The 24183-nt window shown below is 47.1% G+C and carries 23 protein-coding genes and 1 pseudogene; 11 read left to right on the top strand and 13 right to left on the bottom strand.

Features of this window, described 5'->3' with window-relative positions:
* Positions 1-145: 145 nt before the first annotated feature.
* On the top strand, positions 146-394 hold the full coding sequence (locus VOA_RS08475) for a DUF3297 family protein (protein WP_001000493.1): 249 nt from the start codon (positions 146-148) through the stop codon (positions 392-394).
* A gap of 113 nt (positions 395-507) precedes the next feature.
* On the opposite strand, the gene VOA_RS08480 is transcribed toward VOA_RS08475, so the two are convergent.
* Complete coding sequence (locus VOA_RS08480; protein WP_000853801.1) at positions 508-990, bottom strand: YkgB family protein; 483 nt, start codon at positions 988-990, stop codon at positions 508-510.
* Positions 991-1048: 58 nt separating this feature from the next.
* Positions 1049-1303: a glutaredoxin 3 gene (grxC, locus tag VOA_RS08485; protein ID WP_001124147.1), complete on the bottom strand. Its 255-nt coding sequence runs from the start codon at positions 1301-1303 to the stop codon at positions 1049-1051.
* Positions 1304-1418: 115 nt separating this feature from the next.
* On the opposite strand from grxC, the gene VOA_RS08490 reads away from it, so the two are divergent.
* Complete coding sequence (locus VOA_RS08490; protein ID WP_000453522.1) at positions 1419-2270, top strand: AraC family transcriptional regulator; 852 nt, start codon at positions 1419-1421, stop codon at positions 2268-2270.
* Positions 2271-2412: 142 nt separating this feature from the next.
* A complete protein-coding gene (locus tag VOA_RS08495) occupies positions 2413-3150 on the top strand; it encodes a hypothetical protein (RefSeq protein ID WP_000078410.1) in 738 nt (245 codons plus the stop codon).
* Here VOA_RS08495 and VOA_RS08500 read toward each other — a convergent pair.
* The 7 genes from VOA_RS08500 to VOA_RS08530 all read right to left on the bottom strand — a co-directional run bounded on the left by VOA_RS08500 (position 3143) and on the right by VOA_RS08530 (position 10069).
* A complete protein-coding gene (locus VOA_RS08500; RefSeq protein WP_000189525.1) occupies positions 3143-4375 on the bottom strand; it encodes an ATP-grasp domain-containing protein in 1233 nt (410 codons plus the stop codon). The genes VOA_RS08495 and VOA_RS08500 overlap by 8 nt on opposite strands.
* Before the next feature lie 18 nt (positions 4376-4393).
* Entirely contained in the window at positions 4394-5251 is an 858-nt protein-coding gene (locus VOA_RS08505) for a DMT family transporter (protein WP_000922390.1), read from the bottom strand.
* Positions 5244-6644, bottom strand: a complete 1401-nt coding sequence (locus tag VOA_RS08510) for an FAD/NAD(P)-binding protein (protein ID WP_000161451.1) — start codon at positions 6642-6644, stop codon at positions 5244-5246. The genes VOA_RS08505 and VOA_RS08510 overlap by 8 nt, the downstream gene beginning before the upstream one ends.
* A gap of 77 nt (positions 6645-6721) precedes the next feature.
* Complete coding sequence (locus VOA_RS08515; RefSeq protein WP_000968649.1) at positions 6722-7357, bottom strand: LysE family translocator; 636 nt, start codon at positions 7355-7357, stop codon at positions 6722-6724.
* A complete protein-coding gene (locus VOA_RS08520; protein ID WP_000154991.1) occupies positions 7357-8088 on the bottom strand; it encodes an alanyl-tRNA editing protein in 732 nt (243 codons plus the stop codon). Before VOA_RS08520 ends, VOA_RS08515 begins: the two co-directional genes overlap by 1 nt.
* A 4-nt stretch (positions 8089-8092) precedes the next feature.
* A complete protein-coding gene (locus VOA_RS08525; RefSeq protein ID WP_000099218.1) occupies positions 8093-8917 on the bottom strand; it encodes a 2OG-Fe(II)-dependent halogenase WelO5 family protein in 825 nt (274 codons plus the stop codon).
* A 231-nt stretch (positions 8918-9148) separates the two neighbouring features.
* Positions 9149-10069, bottom strand: coding sequence for a LysR substrate-binding domain-containing protein (locus tag VOA_RS08530; RefSeq protein ID WP_000375387.1), 921 nt, complete (start codon positions 10067-10069; stop codon positions 9149-9151).
* Positions 10070-10184: 115 nt separating this feature from the next.
* On the opposite strand from VOA_RS08530, the gene VOA_RS08535 reads away from it, so the two are divergent.
* On the top strand, positions 10185-11498 hold the full coding sequence (locus VOA_RS08535) for a 6-phospho-beta-glucosidase (RefSeq protein ID WP_000739871.1): 1314 nt from the start codon (positions 10185-10187) through the stop codon (positions 11496-11498).
* A 223-nt stretch (positions 11499-11721) separates the two neighbouring features.
* Positions 11722-12720 carry a hypothetical protein gene (locus tag VOA_RS08540; protein WP_001160690.1) on the top strand — a complete coding sequence of 333 codons (999 nt, stop codon included), beginning with the start codon at positions 11722-11724 and terminating at the stop codon, positions 12718-12720.
* Between the two features lie 117 nt (positions 12721-12837).
* Here VOA_RS08540 and VOA_RS08545 read toward each other — a convergent pair.
* From VOA_RS08545 to VOA_RS08560, 4 genes and pseudogenes are all read right to left on the bottom strand, one after another.
* Positions 12838-14143, bottom strand: a pseudogene (locus tag VOA_RS08545) (DEAD/DEAH box helicase).
* 119 nt (positions 14144-14262) lie between these two features.
* Positions 14263-15453, bottom strand: a complete 1191-nt coding sequence (gene uxuA, locus VOA_RS08550; protein WP_000438600.1) for a mannonate dehydratase — start codon at positions 15451-15453, stop codon at positions 14263-14265.
* A 127-nt stretch (positions 15454-15580) separates the two neighbouring features.
* A complete protein-coding gene (locus VOA_RS08555) occupies positions 15581-16372 on the bottom strand; it encodes an FCD domain-containing protein (protein ID WP_000877541.1) in 792 nt (263 codons plus the stop codon).
* Between the two features lie 107 nt (positions 16373-16479).
* The gene (locus VOA_RS08560; protein ID WP_000989021.1) at positions 16480-17463 is read right to left on the bottom strand and encodes a TRAP transporter substrate-binding protein; all 984 of its coding nucleotides are present in this window, start codon (positions 17461-17463) and stop codon (positions 16480-16482) included.
* Positions 17464-17781: 318 nt separating this feature from the next.
* On the opposite strand from VOA_RS08560, the gene VOA_RS08565 reads away from it, so the two are divergent.
* The 6 genes from VOA_RS08565 to VOA_RS08590 are packed head-to-tail and all read left to right on the top strand — an operon-like array spanning position 17782 to position 24155.
* A complete protein-coding gene (locus VOA_RS08565) occupies positions 17782-18297 on the top strand; it encodes a TRAP transporter small permease (RefSeq protein ID WP_001038354.1) in 516 nt (171 codons plus the stop codon).
* A gap of 11 nt (positions 18298-18308) precedes the next feature.
* Positions 18309-19610, top strand: a complete 1302-nt coding sequence (locus VOA_RS08570; RefSeq protein WP_000455167.1) for a TRAP transporter large permease — start codon at positions 18309-18311, stop codon at positions 19608-19610.
* Positions 19611-19661: 51 nt separating this feature from the next.
* Positions 19662-21125: a fructuronate reductase gene (locus VOA_RS08575; protein ID WP_000848191.1), complete on the top strand. Its 1464-nt coding sequence runs from the start codon at positions 19662-19664 to the stop codon at positions 21123-21125.
* A 12-nt stretch (positions 21126-21137) separates the two neighbouring features.
* Positions 21138-22550, top strand: a complete 1413-nt coding sequence (gene uxaC, locus VOA_RS08580) for a glucuronate isomerase (protein ID WP_000787785.1) — start codon at positions 21138-21140, stop codon at positions 22548-22550.
* Between the two features lie 3 nt (positions 22551-22553).
* Positions 22554-23519, top strand: coding sequence for a sugar kinase (locus tag VOA_RS08585; RefSeq protein WP_000680389.1), 966 nt, complete (start codon positions 22554-22556; stop codon positions 23517-23519).
* 9 nt (positions 23520-23528) lie between these two features.
* Positions 23529-24155 (top strand): bifunctional 4-hydroxy-2-oxoglutarate aldolase/2-dehydro-3-deoxy-phosphogluconate aldolase, encoded by a 627-nt coding sequence (locus VOA_RS08590; RefSeq protein ID WP_000094951.1) that lies wholly within the window; start codon positions 23529-23531, stop codon positions 24153-24155.
* Positions 24156-24183: the final 28 nt, after the last annotated feature.

Here is a 24183-nt window from a genome sequence, read left to right as displayed (position 1 = left end):
GCGTTTGAGGAACACCATGAGTCATCCCCAACGCAGCCATTAAAAGCACAAGGGCGAATGATAAGTTCGCCCTTATTTACATCACTTGAACCGTGCGCAGGCTCTGTCTACAATGGCGCACTTTTATCGAGTCAGGTCACATACAATGAACGACACTACAACAAAACCCGCTTTACCTGATCGCCTATCAGGCAACTCACGCAGCCCATTCTTCGTTAAAGAGTGCTTTGAACACCAAATCGGCATTCGTTTTAACGGTAAAGAGCGTACCGATGTAGAAGAGTACTGCATCAGCGAAGGCTGGATTAAAATCCCATCACCAAAAGCGAAAGATCGCTACGGCAACCCAATGCTGATCCAATTGAAAGGCACAGTAGAAGCTTATTACGTGTAAGTATTCACTTTGAGGCTAAGCTTGCTGTGGCAGCCTTCCTCTTTGAAAATGCCAATAAAAATCCGCCCTCTAGAAGGCGGATTTTTTTATGTGTTCCTTATTTGCAAACGTGATTACTCATCACGCAGCAGTGCTTTGGCAAGCAGTGATACCGCAGCAGAGAGCAACACAATATCTTTTAGCAAGAATTGCCCCGGTACAACTGAAATAGCCGGGAAACCACCTAAGCTTGGTTCTGTAATTGGAGCACTCAGCAAGAAGCTACTGGTTACCGCAAACGTGAGTGTGGCACTGGCTGCACCTAATACGGCAATGATGCGATGTACTGGAGCGAATAGCAGAGCAAGCGCTGTCACCACTTCAACAAAACCAATCAGGTTTGATGCACCTTGTAAACTAAACACACTGTACAACCAACTGGTTAGAGGACTTGAGGCGACAAGCCCCTCAATCGCACCTGCTTCATAGCTGGTAAATTTCATCGCACCGATCCAAGCCAGCACAATAACGATGGAGAAACGTACGGCGTTATCGGCCACTTTATCCAACGAATATACCCAAGCTGGGTGATGTTGAGCGTTGTGTAGTGTTTTCATAATTTATTCCTTTAACAATCTGATTTATATATTAATTTTTGAGTTATCTAGTGTTTGTTTAACGAGCTAACGCCTTCTTAAACTGGCCGTTTTTTATCGCGATCACTAAGTCGTCATAACCGCCGATATGTACATCACCGACAAAAATCTGTGGCACGGTTTTGCGCTGACTGCGGTTAAGCATTTCGTTAAACAAAACCTGACTATCACTGACTTCTATTTCGCGATAGCTCAACCCCATGCTGTTCAAAGTTTGTTTTGCGGCTTTGCAATAGGGGCAGTAGCTTTTGGTGTAAATTTCAATCTTCGGCATGGTAGTGACCTCGTTGTGTTGTGTATGGTGCTACTTTAAGGCTTGCGCTCAGTACTATCTATGCACAATAATCTTGAATTAATACATCGATCGTACATTCTAAGAGAGAATTTAAATGGAAGTGATGAGCGACATTCTCCGCGCGATACGGGTGTCTGGCAGCGTCTATTTTTGCAGTCAGGTCGAAGCTCCTTGGACAAAAAACTTTCATGATGCCGAGCAAGCCAGCTTTCACATGATTCGGCGTGGCACGTGTTGGGCGAGTGTCGATGGCGATGTTGAGCGTTTGGAAGCGGGTGATTTGATTTTTCTTGGCCCAGGCCAAGAACATGTACTTTCCAGTCAGTCTCCGGTTAAGGGGAAGCCAGATTTTGAAGAGTCAACTCTGCTGCTGTGTGGATCATTCAGCTTCACGCGCACGGCGACGACACCACTATTGAGTGTGTTTCCTCGCGTTACGATAGTGCGAGACAAGGACTTTGCTAAATACCCTTGGCTGCGCAGCACTTTTGATCAGTTAAGTGCGGAATACCTATCGCAAGGCCCCGGCTCTGAGCTGATTGTGAACAAGCTGACCGAGATCATTTTGGTTGAGCTGATCCGAATTAACTTTGGCCGTGAACAAAGCAGTCCATTCTTAGAAGCGTTGAACGACAAACGTATTTCTCGCGCACTACAACTGTTGCATGATCACCCGCAGCAAAGTTGGACACTCGAATCACTCGCTAACCAAATTGGCATGTCGCGCGCCGCTTTTGCGAACCGTTTTTCCAACTTGGTTGGCCGCCCGATGTTTGAGTATTTAACTCACCTTCGAATGCAAAAAGCGCAGGAATTGCTGCAAGAATCCCTGCTGCCTATTGATGACATCGCCGAACAAGTCGGCTATGAATCAGAGCGCGCTTTTACTTTAACCTTTAAAAAGCACACGGGCACCACGCCCAAGCGATTTCGCTCGCAAAGCTGACGGCATAGGAATGAACTCGGTAGGCATCAATCAATTAGCCTGTTCACGCAATAGCATCAGGCTAGGTTGCGTGATATCTTTTTGATTCAAAGAGCAAAAACTAAAAAATGCTGTTGGTGACAGAAGGAGGCTAGGGATCACAATGAGTCAAATCACATTCAAAAACATAGAAACCGCGAAAAGTGTCACGCTTGATTCTCATCTCTGCACACTAAAATCGTCTGGACGAGAGGTTTTTATCCAAGATGCGGCGATCTCGGTTCTCCTTCACCACCTTTTCACTCTTCAAGCACCATTAATCAGCTACAGCGATATAGGCAATATCGTCAGAGATCAGAAATCCACCTTCCATATGGAAGATAGTCCAGACAGTATTATCGCCAACAAATACGTATTCAAAGCTCGTGCAGTATTAAAGAGCGTCATGATCGAAGATTTTATCGTGACTGTACGCGGACGTGGGTACAAAGTTTCCAACAAATGGCTGCCTCTTGTCGAAGAGCAAACCGATGATAAAAGTAAAAATGCATTTCTGGCAGAAATCACCGCTATCATTGAAAACTGTATTGCCTACAGCGAATCCGCCGACATTACGCAAGACAAAAGTGGGTTATCGTTTATCAAGCCAGATCAAGAGATTGTGATGGAACATTTTCGAAGAATGAACGATTGCTATCATGCTTTCCTGCGCCGTTATTCTGCGCCGGGCAACAGTATTGAACTGTTCGAACTCCGAGAGAAAATCACCAAAGTGCTTCTTTACGCCATCTATTGGCGAGTCGGCGATAGCCTGACCGATGAAAAATTTCGGTCAGACTATAAAAATGAACTCAAGCTGCTCCTAAGGCAAATTAACCAAGCGGCAGCCCTACTCAGCTAACAGCATAATGCACAGGCTTAAATCGACTCATCTGTTCAAAAGTTTGATCGATAAGTGATTTATCGTTTCCACAACAGGTGACGTGCGCACAGTAATCGAGGTTGGAGAAACAACCTTGGTGTATATCTCCAATCGAGGCTTGATTTAAAAAACGCATACTCAGTTGATCATGCGTTGGAGGGGTGTTGAGCAATTCAACGCGCCCCGTACCTTTGGGATACACCAAATAGAACGCATGTTGTTGTCTAGAAAAGTGAAATGCAGCAGGTACTGAGTGTGTCTGAATCATAATATCCAGATTGAGCAAATTCACTCCCGTCGCTTTCTCATACATGGTCGTCACCAGCATACCGGGAGGCCTCGCCCCGACTTCCAAAAAAACCAAGTCCTGAGTGCTATTCTGCCGCACGAATATTTCCATGTGATAAACACCATCTCTCGCCTTCAGCACAGATAAGGCATTTTCGGCAAACTCGATGAGTCGCTGCCGCAAAATATTCTCAACATCCATAACCCTTCCGCCAAGCGGTGAACCAGATTGAAAATCTATCGTGGGACATAGATATTCCGTACATTCCGAGAAGAGGTTTTCACCTTGCCAAATCGCGATATCACAATGATACAAATCACCCTCAATATACTCTTCCACTTCGTATTCGCTGAAAGCACATCCCACCTGCGATCTCATCTCGATGAAATCGCCTTCAGTGCGAACGATATAAATGTTATTTGAACCAGCCGAACGCTTGGGTTTCACCACAAAAGGTGAACCAAGAACCGATTCTATAGAACGATAGCCTTGTTCATCATCCAACGTTTCCAAAAAGCGTGGTGTGGTGATGTGTTGTGCAGATAACCATTTTTTCATAGTCACCTTATCTCGAAACCGTTCAAGTTCACTGTCATTGAAAGAGTTGTGACGCAGTGCATGTGTAAGCTCGACATTACCTTCATCAAAACAGATGAAATCGATATCGGGGTACGAGGCTTGAATCAAACCCACAACATGAGCAATCTCTTGATTATCGTATTCGACGATCACGCCATCATTTGCCGTAATGGATACTGGAAATTGACGAGAAAAAACCGCCGCAATATGCGAAGGCAATTTGTCTAGTTCTTGAGCTGAAGCGATGACAATAAGGTCATAACTATTGAAAAGAGGCATTGAAAAATCAACCTGAGTTAACTGCCTCGTTGAGAGAAATACCATTGCTTGGGTCATTTTATTTCATCCTTGAAATCATGCGGTTTTCAGAGTGGCCTGATAAAGCATTGTCAACGCAATCAGGAGAGTTAAGCCAATTTCTAAAACAGAGAAACGTTGGTTTTCTACCAAGCTCATAAACAGCAGGCAAAGAATGGGCGTCAACGGGGTAAATTGTGCTGTCACTTTGGCACCAAGTTTCTTAATCGATTTTTGCATCAAGAACAAAGGCACAATGCTGCCTGTCACCGCAATTAAACACAGTAATGCCAAGTCGTTGAAGGCTAGACCTTGCTGACCAATAACAAACAAGCTGTAAAGGCCACATAAAATGATGACAAAAAAGAATCGGACTGAGAGGATTTGCGAGGCAGAGATTCCTGTTTCTTTGTGTAAATTCGCACTTTCTCTCATGTAAAAAGCACCAAAAAGCGTTGAAATGAGTGTTAACCCCAAGCCAACCACGGTGTCTTGAGGGGCCGCATCTGAAATCAAAAACGACACAGCAATCGCAAGCACCATCGCTACGATATTCACGGAGATCTCAAGGTGGCTTATCGCTTTTCGGTTATGAAGCATATTGAAAAACGACAGCCCTGAGAAAAACACCATGATGTAGGCGATTGGGCTAATGTAAAGCACGACATAAAACGCCAATACCGTATTGATTAATGTCGACAAATTGATTTTTAAAACCAACTTCTTTTGGCTAACCAGAACCCCCCATATCACCTGGCGGCTTTGCACATTGATAATAAAAAAGAACACGGCAGCTAACCCGTAGGTAATAAAGGTCGACACAATGGGGTCCACACTTTTCACCACTTTTGACATAAAGACAAAAGACAGTGAAAAGAAAATGCAGAACGCAATGATTTCTTTATATTTAAGCATAATGACTCAACAACCCCATTTTCGTTTGGCGATCAGACATCGCGATATGAGAAACAATTTTTTCCGCTTGAATAACGGAAGAGCGCACGTAATTGATGATGGGAACTTCTCCGGTTGCGGGTCCACCAATCACGTACAGCGGAACCACATTATTGTCGGAACGAACTTTCATTGTGCTGGCATCAAGGCTAAGCCCACCCGATTTATTTCGGCGTACTGAGAATGCAGAAAGGGCTCCAATTAATTCATCGTTCAATGGCTTATGAGAGATGCCTGATGCATTAATCACCAAGTCGTAGGGTTCAATAACACCTGCGTTGTTCCCACACACTTTATTGTCTTGAATGCAAAGATATTCAGCCAAATTCTTCTGGATAATGTGGAGCCTGCCCGATGTTGTGGCTTTGAGTACAATCTCGGCATTTTTAAGAGGGAAAGAAGATACATAGTGCTTGATGAAATAGTGAAACTGTGTAGAAAGTTCGAGCTGACGTGTCGTGGGCATCAAAGGGATCTGCTCATTAAACTCCTCAATAAACTGACCCACAATGTCTTCCCAATCATTCTGATTTGATTTGCAGTTAGCAATATCTCGCCCAAGCTTTTCAACAACGTTCGCTTCTCGATAATAAGAGGGGGCACTCAAACGACTCAGAATATTTAAATCTAAAAGGCTAGGTTTTTTAATCAGTAATGAGTCCCGCACCGAAGGCAATTCACCGGAGCGCGATACCATCGTCATGTTCGCATCGGGATAGTGATTGTGAATAGCAACCGCGACATCAATGGCCGACAGCTTTGAACCAAGGATCAAGACGTTACTGTGATTATTCACACGTGATAGAAAATGGCGCTCTGGGTAAGGCGTTGCAATGAAGTTTTCACACTCTTGTTCAATCTCATTTGGGATAGACGTGCGAATACCTGTTGCAAGGATCACGGCATCAAATACAAAGTCGATGTCGTATTGATTCGTGACTATCATCCTCTCATTTTTATACGCTAGCGCTTTCACTTCCGAGCGTTCCACCAACGTAGAGCATCCAAATGACGCCGCGTAGTCTTTCGATTGTTGAAAGCGATCTAGGCAGTATTCACTGAAATAAAATCGGCTGATGAAATCAGAACAAGTGACGTTAAGTTCTGGCTTCTTATCCCGAAGCCATTTGAAATAATCCAGTTTGTCATCAGCGTACAAAGAGGTAACGCCGACACTGGTGTTGGTTAAAGACGAGGCCAAATCCGTATGAAAACTGAAACTTTTTCCAACCCCTTGAGGGTCGAAAAGCGTAATCGATGAAAGTTCTGTGTGTTGCTCTTTTACCAGTTGTAGATACGCAGACAGCCCGCTAGGCCCCGCGCCGATAATGGCGATATTTTTAATTTTCGTCATGGTTTTCCATTCCGTGGATAGGGTGAATGTTACGCTCAACGTGTAACGCTGTTTCTTTGGTGCTTAAACATCTGCGACTAACCAATGGAATAAGTGGCAATCATATACAGCCCCATCATGAGCATGAATGCTCCTAGAACGCGGTCGATAAGATAGACCTTACTATCAAACTTCACCCGAACACTTGGAATGGTAACAATGAAAATAAAGGTCAAATACCACGCCATTTGCACTGCAATAATCGAGACAATGACTAATAACAATTTCTCAATGCTCATTGATGGAGAAATAATGATGGAGAAAAGAGAGATAAAATAAATCGCCGCCTTGGGATTGAAAATATTCACGATCAATCCGCTCCAAAACGCAGATTTTGCAGCGGTGTCGCTTCCTTGTTCACCTGATGGTGCTATTTCGCCAGAGAATGACCCTTTGATGGATTTATATCCAAGAAAAACCAGATAACTCCCCCCAAAAATACCAATGCCTTGGGTCAACCACGCCGAACGCTCAAGCACCGCCGTTAATCCCGCGATGGAATAACCCATGTGAAATTGCAACCCCACACAAACTCCCACCCCGCAAAGAATTCCGGCTTTTCGGCCCTGAAGCAGGGTTTTTTGAGACACCACAACAAAATCTGGACCGGGTGAAATAGAAGCCATTAGATGGATGGTCAGGATAGAAAACAGAGCAGTAACGAAATCCATCATTAACCTCCGTGAATTGAATAACTAACTTTAATGCGATCTTTCTTACGTTTTATGCGGGTCACTTGAAGACCATTGAGCTCAGTGGTACTCACAACGTGCGTACCACCACAAGGTACGGGAGTAAACCCATCGATAGCGATCATGCGAATTTGGGTGCTTTGTGGAATGAATTTACACAGTAAAGGCCTCAGTGATTGCACTTCCGCCAAATCCAGCTCTATAGATTGAATGGCTCTTGGCGCTCGGTTAACCAGTAAATTAATCTGCTCGTTAATCAGCTCTACCGAGAAATTATCGTTAGTTCTCTCACTCTCAATCAGCTCAATATAGGAATCATCGGGGTAATGATGCCCTTTCGCGGGTGATAGGTTGTTATCCATCTCCTCAATGATGTGAGAAATTAAATGCCCTGCAGTGTGTGACTTGGCGTTGATCAGGCGACGCTTCATGTCAATGCGTTGGATACATGGCATACCATTACAGACAAGAAGTGAAGGATGAGACTCCAACACATGCGCAATCCCCTCTTCTGTTGTTTCGGTGTGATGAACTCGGTAAGCGACACCGTTAATTTCAAGGCTGCCAAGATCACACGGCTGTCCACCACCTTGAGGGTAAAAAATAGAGCTGTCGCAATACACAGCAACCGTGTCATCCATTTCCACCACCTGAGTGATCGTAGCGGTGCTTTCCGCTCGATAGGTATCTGAAAGGTACTTAGGTATCGTCATAGTATTAACTCCAAACTTGCAGTGCTTTGTGGTTATCTTCCAAGCCGATGAAGCATGACCATGTCAATCTGGAACCCTGTTGGATTGTCTCAACCGAGTGAATGCGGGTTGGGTTAAATAGAATAAGCTCACCCACTTCTGGCGTGATTTCCAAATAACCGCCGTTCAGCAGCTCTTCTTTCACACCGTAGCTGCCTTCAATACGTATCGCGTTGTAGGCTTCTTTCGACTCTGGCCATTCGTGCCATAAGCGTAATTCGCCACCTTGCTCCGAAGTTTCCAAATACACATTGGCAGCAAGCTGGTTGGTAATACCGGAATGCATTCCGCTCACCAAGTCCCAGCTCAGCACATCATTGTGTGGCTCAGCATAAGAGCCCGCTTTGAACTCTCTAACTAATCCAGCAAAAAGCTTATGGCCACCAATTTCGGCAAGGTTGCAGTGTGAAGGCCACACTTCACTAAGTTCTAACCGCAAACGGTCAATTGGAGAAAGAAATGGACTCACTTCCTTGCGCATTTCTTTAATCCAGATGTTTGCGAATTCACGATAACGGCTCAAAGAAACCTCATCATTCTGACATTCGAAAAACGCCTGACCTATGCGACCAATTTTCGGCGCGTTAACGTAATTACCAAAGAATGCGCTGCGCTTAATTTGGTTAGCGATGTCGTGTGCGGCCTGTTGCGAGAAATATCCGGGCACGCGAACCGCATCAATGGTTCGGTCGAATAAACCATCCAAGTGCCATTTTTCGAGCTCACGGGTGATGATGATATTGTCTGGCTGCTGGTACTTAAGTACAGGAGCAAGATTAGATGAAGACATTGAATTACCTAGCGTTGTGTCGTTGTTTTAGTGATTGACATGCTAAGTAATCGCTGTACATGAATAAAATACAGATAAATCCAGAATAAAAAGATAAAGCTGGAATAGTTCCAGTGATGCCGAACAAGCCGTGATGGAAACATCACGCGCGGCCCCTCCTCCACTGCCCCTAATTTTGCGTGATTGAAGACCAGCCCGTATCAATGATTACAGTTCGGTCGAAGCTCAAGGTTAATGGTGTAGTTGGGTGCTTAACCACTCGATAAACGCAGCATTTTTCGGCCTATGATGCTGACCATTCAAACAAATTAAGTCGTATCCTCGCCCTGCGCTTACACGTTCAAAAGGCGCAACCAGTTCACCATTGGCTAAACTGGTTTGCACTAATGACTCTCGTGCCATTGCAACCCCCATACTATTTTTGGCGGCGATCATCGCCATGTCTGAGTGATTAAACAGGTAAGTTCTTTCCATCACATCAAGTGTTTTAAGTTCGATATTATTCTGGCTTTCAAGCCAAATTTTCCATTCATGATTGGGTTCACTTGCTTCGAGAGATTCAGTGCAATGAATAAACGTCATCGAAGCAAATTGGCTAACAGAGTCACCATTCTCAGAGAAATGTATATCGTAGTATTCTGGGCTACAAACAGGGACTAACACTTCATCAAACAGTCTTTGGTGATAAAAGCCCGGATGCTCACTATCACTGTAGTAAATAGCGATATCCACTGGTTCATGTTGGAAATCTAATCGGCTGGCTTTCACTCGCAGCTTAACATTGAGAGAAGGATACAAACGCTGGAACTCAACCATACGTGGTAATAGCCAACTCTGAGCAAACGTCGGAGCAACTCCGATATAAAGTTCGCCACGCAACTCGTTGAATTTAATGTCTTCAAGTTCAGAAAAAATAACTTCGAAAGATTGGTTCAGCGCATGCAGCAGTCGCTCACCTTCTTTGGTCAGTTCCAAACGTCGGGTCATGCGCACAAACAGATTGAAACCCAGTTGCTCCTCGAGCGACTTAATTCGTTGGCTTACCGCCCCTTGGGTAATGAAGAGCTCCTCTGCCGCCTTAGTAAAACTCAGGCATTTACCAGCAACGGCAAAAGTATACATGTTGGAGAGCATCTGCTGTTTTCGATCCATTGTTCCGCCTCAGATAAATTAACAGAGCTAATGCATAACAAGTTTTAATTGGTTTGTATAGCCAACCTCTATGTTTTTAAATCAGATTGTCTTATCCATAACGAGAAACAATACGATGAAAAAAAACCTAAAGATTACCATTATTGGCGCAGGCTCAAGCTACACACCTGAACTGATTGAAGGTTTGATCAAACGAAATCATGAGCTTCCGATTGGTGAACTGTGGCTGGTCGATATTGAAGATGGCAAAGAAAAAGTGAGCATCATCGGTGACTTAACTCGCCGTATGTTGGCAAAAAACAACATGTCTCACATCAATGTCCACGTTACGCTCGATCGTAAACCAGCGTTAAAAGACGCGGATTTTGTCTGTTCTCAATTCCGTGCAGGTTGTTTAGAAGGCCGTATCCGTGACGAACGCATATCACTGAAATACGGCATGATTGGTCAAGAAACTAACGGCCTAGGTGGTTTTGCTAATGCATGCCGCACCATTCCTATCGCACTAGAAATCTGTCAAGAAATGGAAGTATTGTGTCCAGATGCATGGCTACTCAACTTCACCAACCCATCAGGTATGGTGACGGAAGCAATTCTAAAACACACCAAAGTCAAAGCGGTTGGTTTATGTAACGTGCCAGTGATCATGCAAAAAGGTATCGCTAAAATGCTTGATGCCGACGAGCAAGACTTTGTATTGCAAGTGGCGGGTTTAAACCACTTTATCTGGGCTCGTCAAATTCTGCATGAAGGCCGCGACAAACTACAAGATGTGGTGGAAGCGATCTTGTCTGGCAACGATCCTTTGGTACCACAAAACATTCCTCCGTTTGAATGGCCAGAAGAGCTGCTGCGTAATATGGGAATGATTCCATGTGCTTACCTTCGCTACTACTACACAAGCGAAGACATCATGCAGCAAGAGATAGAAGAGGCCAAAGGCGAAGGCACACGTGGTGAAGTTGTGAAAGCGATGGAAAAGCGCCTATTTGATATCTACCGCAATCCGGAATTGAACGAGAAGCCAAAAGAACTCGAGAAGCGTGGGGGCCAATACTACTCGGAAGCAGCATGTGAACTAATGAGCTCCATTTACAACGATAAGCGTACCATCATGCACGTGAACACGCGCAACAATGGCACGATTGCTGGCTTGCCAGACGACTGCACGGTTGAAGTTAGTTGCATGATCACACGATCAGGGCCTGTGGCATTAAATGTTGCACCGTTTCCGTCAGATACTCTGCGTTTAATTCAATTAATGAAAGAATTTGAATCGCTTACCGTAGACGCTGCGGTGACTGGGAACCGAAATGCAGCACACCGAGCCTTGATTCTCAATCCATTGGTCACAACTGGTACGGTTCTAGAAAAAGCCTTGGAAGAGACGATTGAAGCTAACCTCGATTATATGCCGCAGTTTCGTTAATCCTCAATAAAGCAGAAGGGATGGTTGATGCCATCCCATTCTTCTCATCAATCTCATATCTGTGATCTTACTGCTTTCTCTATGCTTTCGCTGTTGATGTTTCGTTCAATAACGTCATTATCTACCACAAAATAAATGCGTTACATCGTTTACTAAGCGGCCAGAGTTTCTGTGGTTTCGGTGTGGCTTAATAAGAACATTACGTCACCTATCGAGGTATAACATGCAATTTTCTATGCTTTCGCGCACGCTGCTGGCGGTTTCAACGCTGACTCTGGCTATCCCAACTCATGCTATTAAGATGACGGATAAACAGATCGAACTGAGCATCAATACTCAGATCGCTTGGATGAGAGATAAAGGGGCTTTTACCGATATGGCCGCCTGCAGTGGCAAGCCAGAAGACACCATCATTAAAGGCATCCGTAGCCTACTTGAGAAATGTATGAAAGGGGATGAGAGTCAATATGAGATCTGTTACAGCAATGGATTTAAGTCTGTGCTCGGGGTGACAGATGCACGCTTAGAAGCCTGCATGGATCAATACGGCGACGATGACGAAGAGCAGTATTACGCGCTACAAGAGAAAGAAGAGAAGTTAAGGGCTGAGCTCGATGAACTGCAAAGCCGCAATGACAATTCAGACGCCCATTGGAATAAAATCGAAGCGCTCGAGCAGCAACTGCAAGATCTCTATCGAGAAATGGAACCGCTGGAGCAAGCAGAAGCTGAGCGAACCAAACGTGAGTGGGAGTTAGCGACAAACGAAGTGCGTAAGATGAACAAAAAGCTCGCTCCGCTGAAAGACCACCCAGAACACAATATGCCGCTCGGCCTTGATGAACCTTGGCGAGGAATGAAACCCAGTTTTGACCACCTTCCTCCAGAACAAGCAATGGCGAAAGAAGCACAATGGATGATTTGTTCCCAAATGGTCAATGATGTGACCCTATCAGCAGAAAGCATTGGAGCGGTAAAACATCAGCCTGAAGCGTACGGCATTACCGATGAGCAAAATCAGCAAGCGCTACGTGAACACTACCATGCTTCGAGTGGCACTTTCCTCGATAAGATAGATGAGAAAATCGTCGAAATTAGCTTAAATGATTGGGAATTTGCGCATACCGCCAAAGGCATGTACGACATCTCGAAAAAAGCATGGGACTGGTGCCAAGCACAACCCGCGGAGAAGTTTATCGATGTAGATGATTCTCGCCTGTAATCGCGAGTAATAAAAAAGCACTGAGTGAGTCCAGTGCTTTTTTGTTTTCGGCTATTCACAAGGTTAACGTGGCTTAGTTACCCCAAATGTCATCTTATAGTTCAAGCCACAAATGGCTTACTTAGCTCGAGGCACGGATGGTTTCGACTTACCTTGAAACTGCTTAACGCTCTTTTTATTTTGCGTGCGGCGATTGGCCTGTTTATCGCGCGGAGCACGTTTGCTTTCACCCGTTGATGGCTGATCGGTCACTGGGAAACCTTCCAGATTCTGCACAGGTAATTCACGTTGAGTTAGGGTACGAATGGCATTCAGTGCATCCATTTCTCCGTGACACACTAACGAGATCGCAATGCCTTGCTGCCCCGCTCTGGCGGTGCGGCCTACACGGTGCACATACGTTTGCGCATGCATCGGCAACTCAAAGTTGATCACCACAGGAAGCTGTTCAATATGAATGCCGCGCGCGAGCAGATCGGTGGCAATCAACACTTGGGTTGAACCGTTTTTAAACTCTGCCAGTGCAGCTTCACGTTCCGTTTGGCTTTTATCACCATGCAGCGCAGTGGCTACCACTCCAGCTTTGTTGAGTTTTTTGGTCAAACTATCGGCATTCTCTTTTGCGCCGATAAATACCAGCACTTGCGGCCATTGGTGCTGCTTTAAAAGGGCCACCAAGGCTTGCGTTTTACTGCCTTTGTTCACCAAATACAGCGTTTCTTGCACTGCTTGGTTGATGCTGTTTTCAGGATTGGCGGAAACTTGGGTTGGCGCATGCATCAATTGCTGCGCTTTAAGTTTCAAATCATCAGAGAAGGTCGCAGAACACATCACGGTTTGGCGCACACTGGCGGTTTGGCTTGCGAGCGCTTGCACTTGCGGCCAAAAGCCCATGTCGAGCAGACGATCGGCTTCGTCTAACACGAGCGTCGATACGCGGTTTAAGCTCAACCCACTTTGGGTTAAATCGAACAAACGCCCCGTGGTTGCCACCAGAATAGTCGGGTTCTCGGCCAACGCATTTTGCTGTTCAGTCTTATCAACCCCACCGCACAAGCAGAGCGTGTTCAGCTCTAACGGCGTACCAACGTGAGTGAGCACTTCACTCACCTGCATGGCTAATTCACGCGTGGGAACCAACACTAAGGCTTGCTGCTCAGGGCTGGTTTTTAAACGTTCAAGCAGAGGCAGACCGTAAGCCAAGGTTTTTCCACTTCCCGTATTCGCCAACGCCAACACATCTTTGCCCGTTAACATGGCAGGGATCACCAAAGTTTGAATGGCTGTGGGCTGGGTGATCTCTTTAGGCAGAGCTTGGATCACATCGGCGCTTAACGCGAGAGAAGAAAATAACATGGGTTGGGTACCTGAATATTCAAAAAAACAATGTGGGGCGAATTATCGCAGGCGTGGACTTTACCACAAGCCTATTTGGGAAGTGTCACTCTTTTCCACTCAAGCGTATAGCCCAGCGTTAAAACGAAAAACGCAGAGCCGAAGCTCCGCGTTTATGAGGTTGCGCTTTATGTTACTCGCGCCAGATTAGATTTTAGTAAAGAAAGCGCGTTTGAGAGCCATTTCAAGGCCACGCACTTCGGCTAGCCCTTTCAAGCGGCCGATCGCCGAATAACCCGGATTGGTCTTTTTCTTCAGGTCATCCAGCATTTGATGGCCGTGATCAGGACGCATCGGGATCAAACGATGATCGCCTACTTCGGCGCGGCGGTGTTCTTCATCCAGAATCGCCATCACTACGTTGTACATATCCACATCGCCATCAAGGTGAGCCGCCTCGTGGAATGTCATCGGGTTGCTCTCTTCACGTTTCGTTGAACGTAAATGCGTGAAGTAGATACGCTCGCCGTGCTTTTTGATCATCTTGACCAGATCGTTATCACCACGCACACCGTACGAACCAGTACACATGGTTAAGCCGTTCATTTTGCTTGGCACATTTTCGGTCAGCCAATCAATGTCTTCAATCGTTGAGACAATACGTGGCAGGCCAAGAATCGGGCGCGGTGGATCATCAGGATGTACCGCCAGTTTCAAGCCATAAGATTCACAAATCGGCATTAGTTGTGAGAGGAAATACGCCATGTGCTCACGCAACTTATCTTTGTTAATACCGGCATAGCGATCAAGCTGGGCTTGGAACTCTTCTAAGGTGTAACCTTCTTCCGCACCAGGTAAACCGGCAATAATGTTGTTGGTGAGCTGCTGAATCTGCGCTTCACTCATGTTGTTGAAGTATTCCAAGGCTTGCGCTTGTTCTGCTTCGGTATAATCCGCTGCCGCCCCTGGGCGTTTGAGAATATGCAGCTCAAACGCAGCAAACGCGATTTGGTCAAAACGCAGCGCTTTTGAACCATCGGGCATTTCAAATTCCAGATCGGTACGCGTCCAATCCAGCACGGGCATAAAGTTATAGCAAACCGTATCAATGCCGCATTCCGCTAAATTACGCAGGGTTTGTTTGTAGTTTTCGATCCACTGTTGGTAGTTGCCGGTTTGAGTTTTAATTTCTTCATGGACAGGCACACTTTCCACGACAGACCAAGTCAGCCCTTTCGCTTCAATGATCGCTTTACGTTTTAAAATCTCTTCTTTGGACCACACTTCCCCGTTCGGGATGTGATGCAACGCATTCACGATGCCCGTTGCGCCCGCCTGACGAATATCGTCTAAAGAAACGGGATCATTCGGGCCGTACCAACGCCAAGTTTGTTCCATGACACTCACCTTTTTTAAAACGCACTTATCTCGCTCGAAAATTTCAAGCTCAGTGCGTAACGACTTCTTATTATGCGGTTGCAAGAACAACCGCGCTGATCAGTGCCAGCTTGCGCTGGCAAGGTGGTTATCTTTTTTCAGCACCCAATAGAACCACTGGATTTGAGCTAAATAAGTAACCATCAAAGTTAGGATCGTCGACGTCGGACAACGCCAGCAGGCGCTGCTTTACGTTTTCAAGGTGTTGCCACATGGCACTTTTGGCCGCGATAGGATCTTTACGCTGCAAAGCGGCAAGAATTTTGGCGTGATCGTCAAGCCACTCTTCACGATAGTCTTGACTGCTGATGTGAGAATGCAGTTTTTTCCACATCGGGCTTTTTTCGCGTCGTTCCCATGATTGTCTCAACATGTCCACCAGCACAGAGTTTTGGGTCGCCTCTGCAATGCACATATGAAACCTTTCATCACCATGACACTCTTGCGCGCCACTCAACAGTTCATCACGTTCTAGTTTGAGTGCCGCACGCATCTTCACGATGTCTCCCGGCGTAACTTGCGTTGCGGCAAATTCAGCAATATTGCTTTCGAGCAACTGTCGCGCTTGGAGCATTTCGAACGGGCCAGCATCATCGCTGATCACATTCTCACGAGCGTTATTTTTCGATGGAATATTAATGACATAGACACCCGAGCCTTTTTTCACTTCGACTAAGTTTTCCAATTCCAACATGATGATAGCTTCACGCACTACGGTACGGCTGATATCTAAACGTTCAGCAATATCGCGCTCAGGCGGAAGTCTATCCCCCACTTTATAGTGGCCGTTGATCAACTCTTTTCTTAGTTCTAAACCAATCTCTTGATATGGTCTTTTCGGTTCAAAAGGCATCATGATGCTATTGTCACTGTATTTCATCTCACTACTCACGCCATCATAATGACCAATAATAATTGGTCAACCTATATGTACCAGTATGTGGTAACACCTTGTTTTAATTTTACAATTACGACGATTTTAATGAATTACTGAACGGCTTTAATGCGTTCAACCAACTGATTTAGTTGTGGATTGCTCTTTTCAATCTCTTGATACATTGGTTGAACAGCTTCCACGAAAGCCGCTTTGTTTGGTTCAACAAACGTTACGCCCATTTTTTCTGCTTTGGTGCGCTCTTTCGCTTCTGATTCTGCCCACAGCTTCTTCATGTATTCCGAAGAATCCGCGGCGGCTTTCATTAATACTTTTTGCTGCTCTGGCGTTAACTTGTCGTAGGTCTTAGTCGAAATCACCAGTACATCTGGAACCATGGTGTGTTCGTCTAAGCTGAAGAATTTAGAAACTTCACTGTGGCGGCTCAAGCTAAACGATGGGATGTTGTTTTCAGCGGCATCCACTACGCCTTGTTGCAGTGCGGTGTAAAGCTCGCCGTAAGCCAGTGGCGTTGGGTTACCACCCAGAGCCTTCACCATCGCGATAGCCGATGGGCTTGGCTGAACACGGACTTTCAACCCTTTCAGATCTGTTGGCGTATTCACTGGTTTACTGGTGTAGAAGCTACGCGCACCCGCATCGTAATAGGTCACACCAATAAAGCCGCTGCTTGCTGATGAGTCGAGGATTTCACGACCAACTTCGCCATCCGTCACTTTGTAGTAATGCTCTTTATCACGGAACAAGTAAGGCAAGTTGAAAGCAGAGTAAGCCGGTGAGAAAGCCTCTAACTCAGCCGCATTGCTTTTCACCATATCAAGCGCGCCGTTTTGCATCAGCTCCATCGACTCACGCTGTGTGCCTAGCTGCGCATCAGGGTAGATACGGATACGCACCTCCCCGCCCGTCAATTCATTCACTTCTTTTGCCATGTAATCCATCGCTTTATGCACCGCATGGTCACGAGGGTGGTTATGGCTCAGTTTTAATGTGGTCGCAGCATAAGCAGAAGCTGTGGCGCCGAAGGTCATTGCAGCACCCACAAGGGCACTTAATAGAGTCTTACGCGTCATCATGATTCTTGTCTCCGTGGATTGGTTGTCCAATGTGTAGGGTAATTGTTCTTCTCTAATATTGTTGTTTCGATGGGCATGTTGACCTTCAAAAAAGTCATCGTCAAAGCAAAAGATCAAATTGATTGACCACAATCACACTAATAACCCTCAAATTGGTCAACCAATTCATTTGTGAAGCCGCTCACGTGACAACCAAATCGACTAACTTATAATCCGCTCAAAAATACCCTACACATTTTGAGACCACACACAAACACGCAACCCAAAGTGGTAAACCAATTGTCATGCAACACGCGTGTTTATTTTAAGGAAATGAAAATGAATAAATTGGTCACATACATAAACAGAGGATTGGCGGCGTTCACCATTTCTCTTTCAAGCTTTCTTGTCTTTTGTGTTGTTTGGCAAGTGCTGTCTCGCTATGTACTTGGTAAACCAAGTACCGTCACGGATGAACTCGCGCGTTATCTGTTTATGTGGGTCGCTTTGATTGGTGCAGCCTATACCACTGGGCTAAAACGCCATCTTGCGATTGATCTGTTGACCATGAAACTGACGGGGAAACGCAAACTGATTAATGAAATCGTCATCCAAATCGCCATCGCCCTTTTCTCTTATGTCGTTTTGGTTCACGGCGGTACCCAATTAGCTTTAAAAACCTTAGCCACTGGGCAGCTGACTCCCGCGTTAGGTTTAGAGATGGGGTACATCTATTTCTGCTTACCGATCAGCGGAGCACTAATGATTTTTTATTCCGCCATCTTCACTTATGAACGCGTTAAACAGCTCATCCTTGGTGAAGCCCTACTCACCAACTCACCACTTAACTCATAGAGGGTTCCATCATGGAATGGCAATTAATTCTTACCCTGTTTGGTAGCTTCGCCGTTTTACTCGCAATTGGTGTACCGGTTTCGTTTGCGATCGGTTTGTCATCGTTAGCCACTATTTTGATGGGCTTACCGCTTGAACCCGCGATTGCGGTGGTTGCACAGCGCATGGCGGCGGGTTTAGATAACTTCGCCCTGCTAGCCATCCCGTTCTTTATTCTGGCAGGCAACATCATGAACCAAGGCGGTATTGCTTTGCGCCTGATTAACTTCGCCAAAGTCTTAGGTGGCCGACTGCCAGGCTCACTCGCCCATGTTAACGTGATGGCGAACATGATGTTTGGTTCGATTTCAGGTTCAGCGGTGGCTTCTGCTGCCGCAGTGGGTGGCACTATGTCTCCGCTGCAAAAGAAAGATGGTTACGATGAAAATTTCTCTGCCGCTGTGAACATCACCTCTTGTCCATCCGGCTTGTTAATTCCACCCAGCAATACCTTGATTGTGTTCTCGCTGGTTTCTGGCGGTACTTCTATCGCGGCTCTGTTTTTAGCAGGCTACATCCCGGGTATTTTGATGGGTCTGAGCATCATGGTCGTGGCAGGCATTATCGCCAAACGCCGTGGTTACCCTGTGGCAGCACGCCCAACGCTCGCGATGGTGTGGGATACCTTCCTCAAAGCAGCACCTTCACTCGCGCTAATCATAGTGATCATGGGCGGCATTATCGGCGGGATTTTTACCGCAACGGAAGCGTCTGCGATTGCGGTGGTGTACACCTTTGTGCTCGCGGTATTGGTTTACCGCGAAGTGAAGTGGCGCGATCTACCGAAGATCATCCTTGAATCGGCGGTCACCACGTCCATCGTGCTGCTGTTGGTTGGCGCGTCTATGGGTATGTCTTGGGCGATGGCCAATGCGGATATTCCTTACATGATCGCCGATGCCCTGCTCGCGATTTCCGATAACCCAATGATGATTCTGCTTATCATCAACATCATCCTGTTGATTGTCGGCATCTTCATGGATATGACACCAGCGGTGCTGATCTTCACGCCAATCTTCCTGCCTATCGCACTCGATATGGGCATCGACCCTGTGCACTTTGGCATCATGATGACCTTCAACTTAGCGATTGGTATCTGTACTCCGCCGGTCGGCAGTGCGCTGTTCATTGGCTGTTCGGTGGCTAATGTGGCGATCGATAAAGTGATTAAGCCTTTGCTGCCTTTCTACGCGGCGCTGATCTTGGCGCTGATGGCGGTGACCTTTATTCCTGAACTCAGCCTGTTCTTACCCAAACTGGTACTTGGCTACTAACTCTTTCAATGAATCATCCCGCAGAGCACTCTGCGGGAGAAGGGAAATAAAATGAAAACCATTGCAAACTCCACACTAAATGCTGCTGTTTCACTGCCAGATTACGATCGTTCAGCCCTCAAAAGCCGCATTGTTCATCTTGGTTTTGGCGCTTTCCACCGCGCTCACCAAGCCCTATTCACCCATGAAATGCTCAGCAAAACGGGCTCTGATTGGGGTATTTGTGAGATCAACCTGTTTGGTGGTGAAGATTTAATTCAATCACTGCGCGCGCAAGATCACCTCTACACCGTCGCAGAAAAAGGTGCGCAATCGACTGAAGTCAAAGTGATTGGTTCGGTGACCGAATCTCTCCATCCCACTATGGATGGAATTGCAGCAGTGCTGGAAAAAATGGCCGAGCCGCAAGTGGCGATTGTTTCGATGACGATTACCGAAAAAGGTTACTGCGCCGATCCTGCCACCGGCACGTTGGATAAAAACAATCCGTTGGTGATTGCCGATCTGGCGAATCCAAGCGAGCCAAAATCCGCCCTCGGCTACATTGTTCAAGCGCTGAAACTGCGCCGCGATCGTGGTTTGAAACCTTTTACTGTGATGTCTTGCGATAACGTGCAAGAGAACGGCCATGTCGCCAAAGCCGCGATTCTCGAATTTGCTCAACTGCTTGACCCACAATTGCGCGACTGGATTGAAACGCATGTGACTTTTCCATGCACCATGGTTGACCGCATTGTGCCGGCAGCAACAGAAGAGACTTTGACAGAAATCGCGCAGCTGCTTGGCTGTGAAGACCCATGTGGCATCGCTTGCGAACCTTTCCGTCAATGGGTGATTGAAGATCACTTTGTCGCTGGTCGCCCTGATTGGAATGTGGCAGGCGCAGAATTTGTCGCCGATGTTGTACCTTACGAAGAGATGAAACTGCGCATGCTCAACGGCAGCCACTCATTCTTAGCTTACTTGGGCTATTTGGGCGGCTACGCGCACATTTCAGACACCATGACGGATGAAGGCTACCGCAAAGCTGCTTTCGATATGATGATGAAAGCACAAGCGCCCTCCCTCACCATGCCAGAAGGCACGGATTTAGCCGGCTACGCCAAGCTACTGATCGACCGTTTCACCAACCCAAGCCTAAAACACAAAACGTGGCAGATTGCGATGGATGGTAGCCAGAAAATCCCACAACGTATGGGCGGCAGCTTACGCTTCCACCTCGCACAAGGCTCTAATTTTTCATGGTTGGCCACCGCGATTGCCGGTTGGATGCGTTACGTGGCCGGTGTTGATGAACAAGGCAACGACATTGACGTTCGCGACCCGATGGCCGCGACTCTGCGCCAAATCTGCGATGAACACGGCTTAAACGTTTCAGTGGTCCCAGCCCTACTCAGTGTCGAAGCGATTTTCCCTGCTGAATTAGGCCAAAACGCCAAAGTAATTGAAGCGGTCAGCCGCGCTTATCAAGCTCTACTGGCTCACGGTGCACGCGCCACTGTGGCAGCGCTGTAAGAGGAAGGAACCATGAAGAATTTTTTGTGTGAAGATTTTTTACTCTCCAATGAAACGGCGCGCCGCTTGTACCACGAACATGCGTTCCACCAACCGATTTATGACTACCACTGCCATCTCAATCCGGCAGAGGTGGCGCAAGATCGTCAGTTCGAGAATTTAAGCCAAATTTGGTTGGTCGGCGATCACTACAAATGGCGCGGCATGCGTTCCGCAGGCATTGAAGAGCGTTTGATCACTGGCGATGCGAGCGATTACGACAAATACATGGCGTGGGCGAAAACCGTACCGCAAACCTTAGGCAATCCGCTGTATCACTGGACGCACCTCGAACTGCGCCGTCCATTTGGGATTAAGGATACATTGTTAAGCCCGAAAACGGCCGATCACATCTGGCACCACTGCAATGAACGGCTGGCAACACCGGAGTTCAGCGCTCGTGGCATTATGCAGCATATGAATGTGGTGATGGCAGGAACAACGGATGATCCGATTGATTCACTCGAACACCATAAAGCGATCGCCGAAGATGACTCATTCAATGTGCAAGTGCTGCCCAGTTGGCGTCCGGATAAAGCGTTCAAGATCGAACTGGACGTCTTTGCGGATTACATGCACAAACTGGGGGAAGTGGCCGACATCGAGATCCGTCGCTTTAATGATTTACTGAGTGCGCTCGATAAACGCTTGGCGCACTTCAATGCACACGGCTGTCGCGCAGCCGATCACGGGATTGAGATGGTACGTTACGCCCCAATTCCAACCGAGCAGGATTTGGATGCATTGTTAGCTCGCCGTTTAAAAGGCGAAGTGCTTTCCGAGATCGAATGTGCACAATTCTCGACTGCCGTTCAGGTTTGGCTTGGCAAGCGTTATGCGCAATTGGGTTGGGTGATGCAGTTGCACATTGGCGCGCAGCGCAACAACAACACACGCATGTTCCAATTGCTGGGCGCGGATGCGGGTTTCGATTCGATTGGCGATCGTCCATTTGCCTTTGAGCTGGCGCACCTACTGGACGAAATGGATCAAACCAATGAGTTGCCTCGCACGATCTTGTACTGCTTGAATCCGCGTGATAACGAAATGATGGCGACCATGATCGGCAACTTCCAAGGTGGGGGGATTGCAGGTAAAGTGCAATTTGGCTCGGGTTGGTGGTTCAACGATCAGAAAGACGGCATGCAACGCCAAATGGAGCAGCTCTCGCAGCTTGGTCTGCTCAGCCAATTTGTGGGCATGCTGACCGATTCACGCAGCTTCCTATCGTACACACGCCACGAATATTTCCGCCGCATTCTGTGTGATATGGTCGGCCGTTGGGCAGAAAATGGAGAAGTACCGAATGATCTCTCCCTGCTTGGCCCAATGATTGAAAACATCTGTTTTGGTAACGCTAAACGCTATTTTGAAGAGAGGGCGTAACGAATGAAACATATCGCCATTGTGGGCGAATGTATGATTGAGCTGAACGGCAAGCCGTTCGGCGCAATGCATCAAACATTTGGTGGTGACACATTAAACGCCGCGGTTTATCTGCGCCGCAGCTGTGAAGCCAATACTAACCCAGACGACATTAAAGTCTCTTACGTGACCGCACTCGGTACCGACCCAATCAGTTCAGGCATGCTGTCGCGCTGGCAAGAAGAAGGCGTTGCAACGGAACTCGTGCTGCGCGATCCCACTCGAACGCCCGGTTTGTACCTGATCCAACTTGATGATCAAGGCGAACGCACTTTCTTGTATTGGCGAAACCAATCTGCGGCGCGTTACCTGCTGCAACACCCCGATTTTGGCCAGATTAAGCAAGCGTTAAATCAGGTCGATATGGTGTTTATCAGCGGAATCACTCTCGCGATTTTGCCTGTCGAAGATCGTATTGCCCTGCTCAACCTGTTGGTGGAACTCAAAGCCAATGGCGTAGAAGTCGCGTTTGACAGCAACTTCCGCCCCGCCCTGTGGCCGCAAGATGACAACCATACGGTGAAAGAAATCTACCAAGTCATGTACCAACTGACGGATGTGGCGCTCGTTACCTTTGATGACGAGCAATGGATTTGGGGAGATAACACTCCAGAGCAGACCATTCAACGCCTCACCGCACTTGGCGTACAAAAATGCATCGTCAAATTGGGAGCTGAGGGCTGCTTGATTCAAGATTCCTCGGCTTCAACTGTCGCTCCACAAGCGGTGCCAACCCAACCGGTAGCGCAGGTAGTGGATACCACTTCCGCGGGGGACTCCTTCAATGGTGGATTCCTCTCGGCCTACTTGGCGGGCGCCGATTTAGCCACCGCATGCCAACGTGGTAACGCACTGGCCGGCACTGTGATTCAGCATCGCGGAGCCATTATTCCCAAAGCATTCACACAATCGGCGCTTGGCGTCGCTTAAGGAACCAACATGTCTAGCATTAAACAACAACTGAAAGCTCTGAAAGTGATCCCAGTGATCGCCATCGACAACGCCGAAGACATCCTCCCACTGGGTAAAGTGTTGGTGGAAAATGGTCTGCCTGCTGCCGAAATCACCTTTCGCTCAGAAGCGGCGGTCGAAGCCATTCGCCTGCTGCGCCAAGCACAACCTGACATGCTGATCGGCGCAGGCACGGTGCTCAACCGTGAACAAGCGATTGCAGCCAAGGAAGCGGGCGCGACCTTTATTGTTTCCCCAGGCTTTAACCCTAATACCGTCAAAGCGTGTCAGGAGATTGGCATCGATATCGTACCGGGCGTGAATAACCCGAGCACGGTTGAAGCGGCACTGGAAATGGGCTTAACCACGTTGAAGTTTTTCCCTGCCGAAGCCTCTGGCGGTATCAACATGGTGAAGTCCCTGCTTGCGCCGTATACCGATATTGAGCTGATGCCCACTGGAGGTATTAGTCCTGCCAACATCAAAGATTACTTAGCGATCCCACGCGTGTTAGCGTGTGGCGGTACTTGGATGGTGGATAAAAAGCTGATTGAAGCCGGCAAATGGGAAGAACTGGCTCGGCTGACTCGTGAAGCCGTTGCGTTAGTCAACTAACCCTCTGACTGAGTTTAACCATCTTGAC

Origin of the sequence: Vibrio sp. RC586 (genome assembly GCF_000176715.1) — a bacterium.
Lineage (GTDB): Bacteria > Pseudomonadota > Gammaproteobacteria > Enterobacterales > Vibrionaceae > Vibrio.
This window is presented reverse-complemented; position numbering and strand designations above follow the sequence as displayed.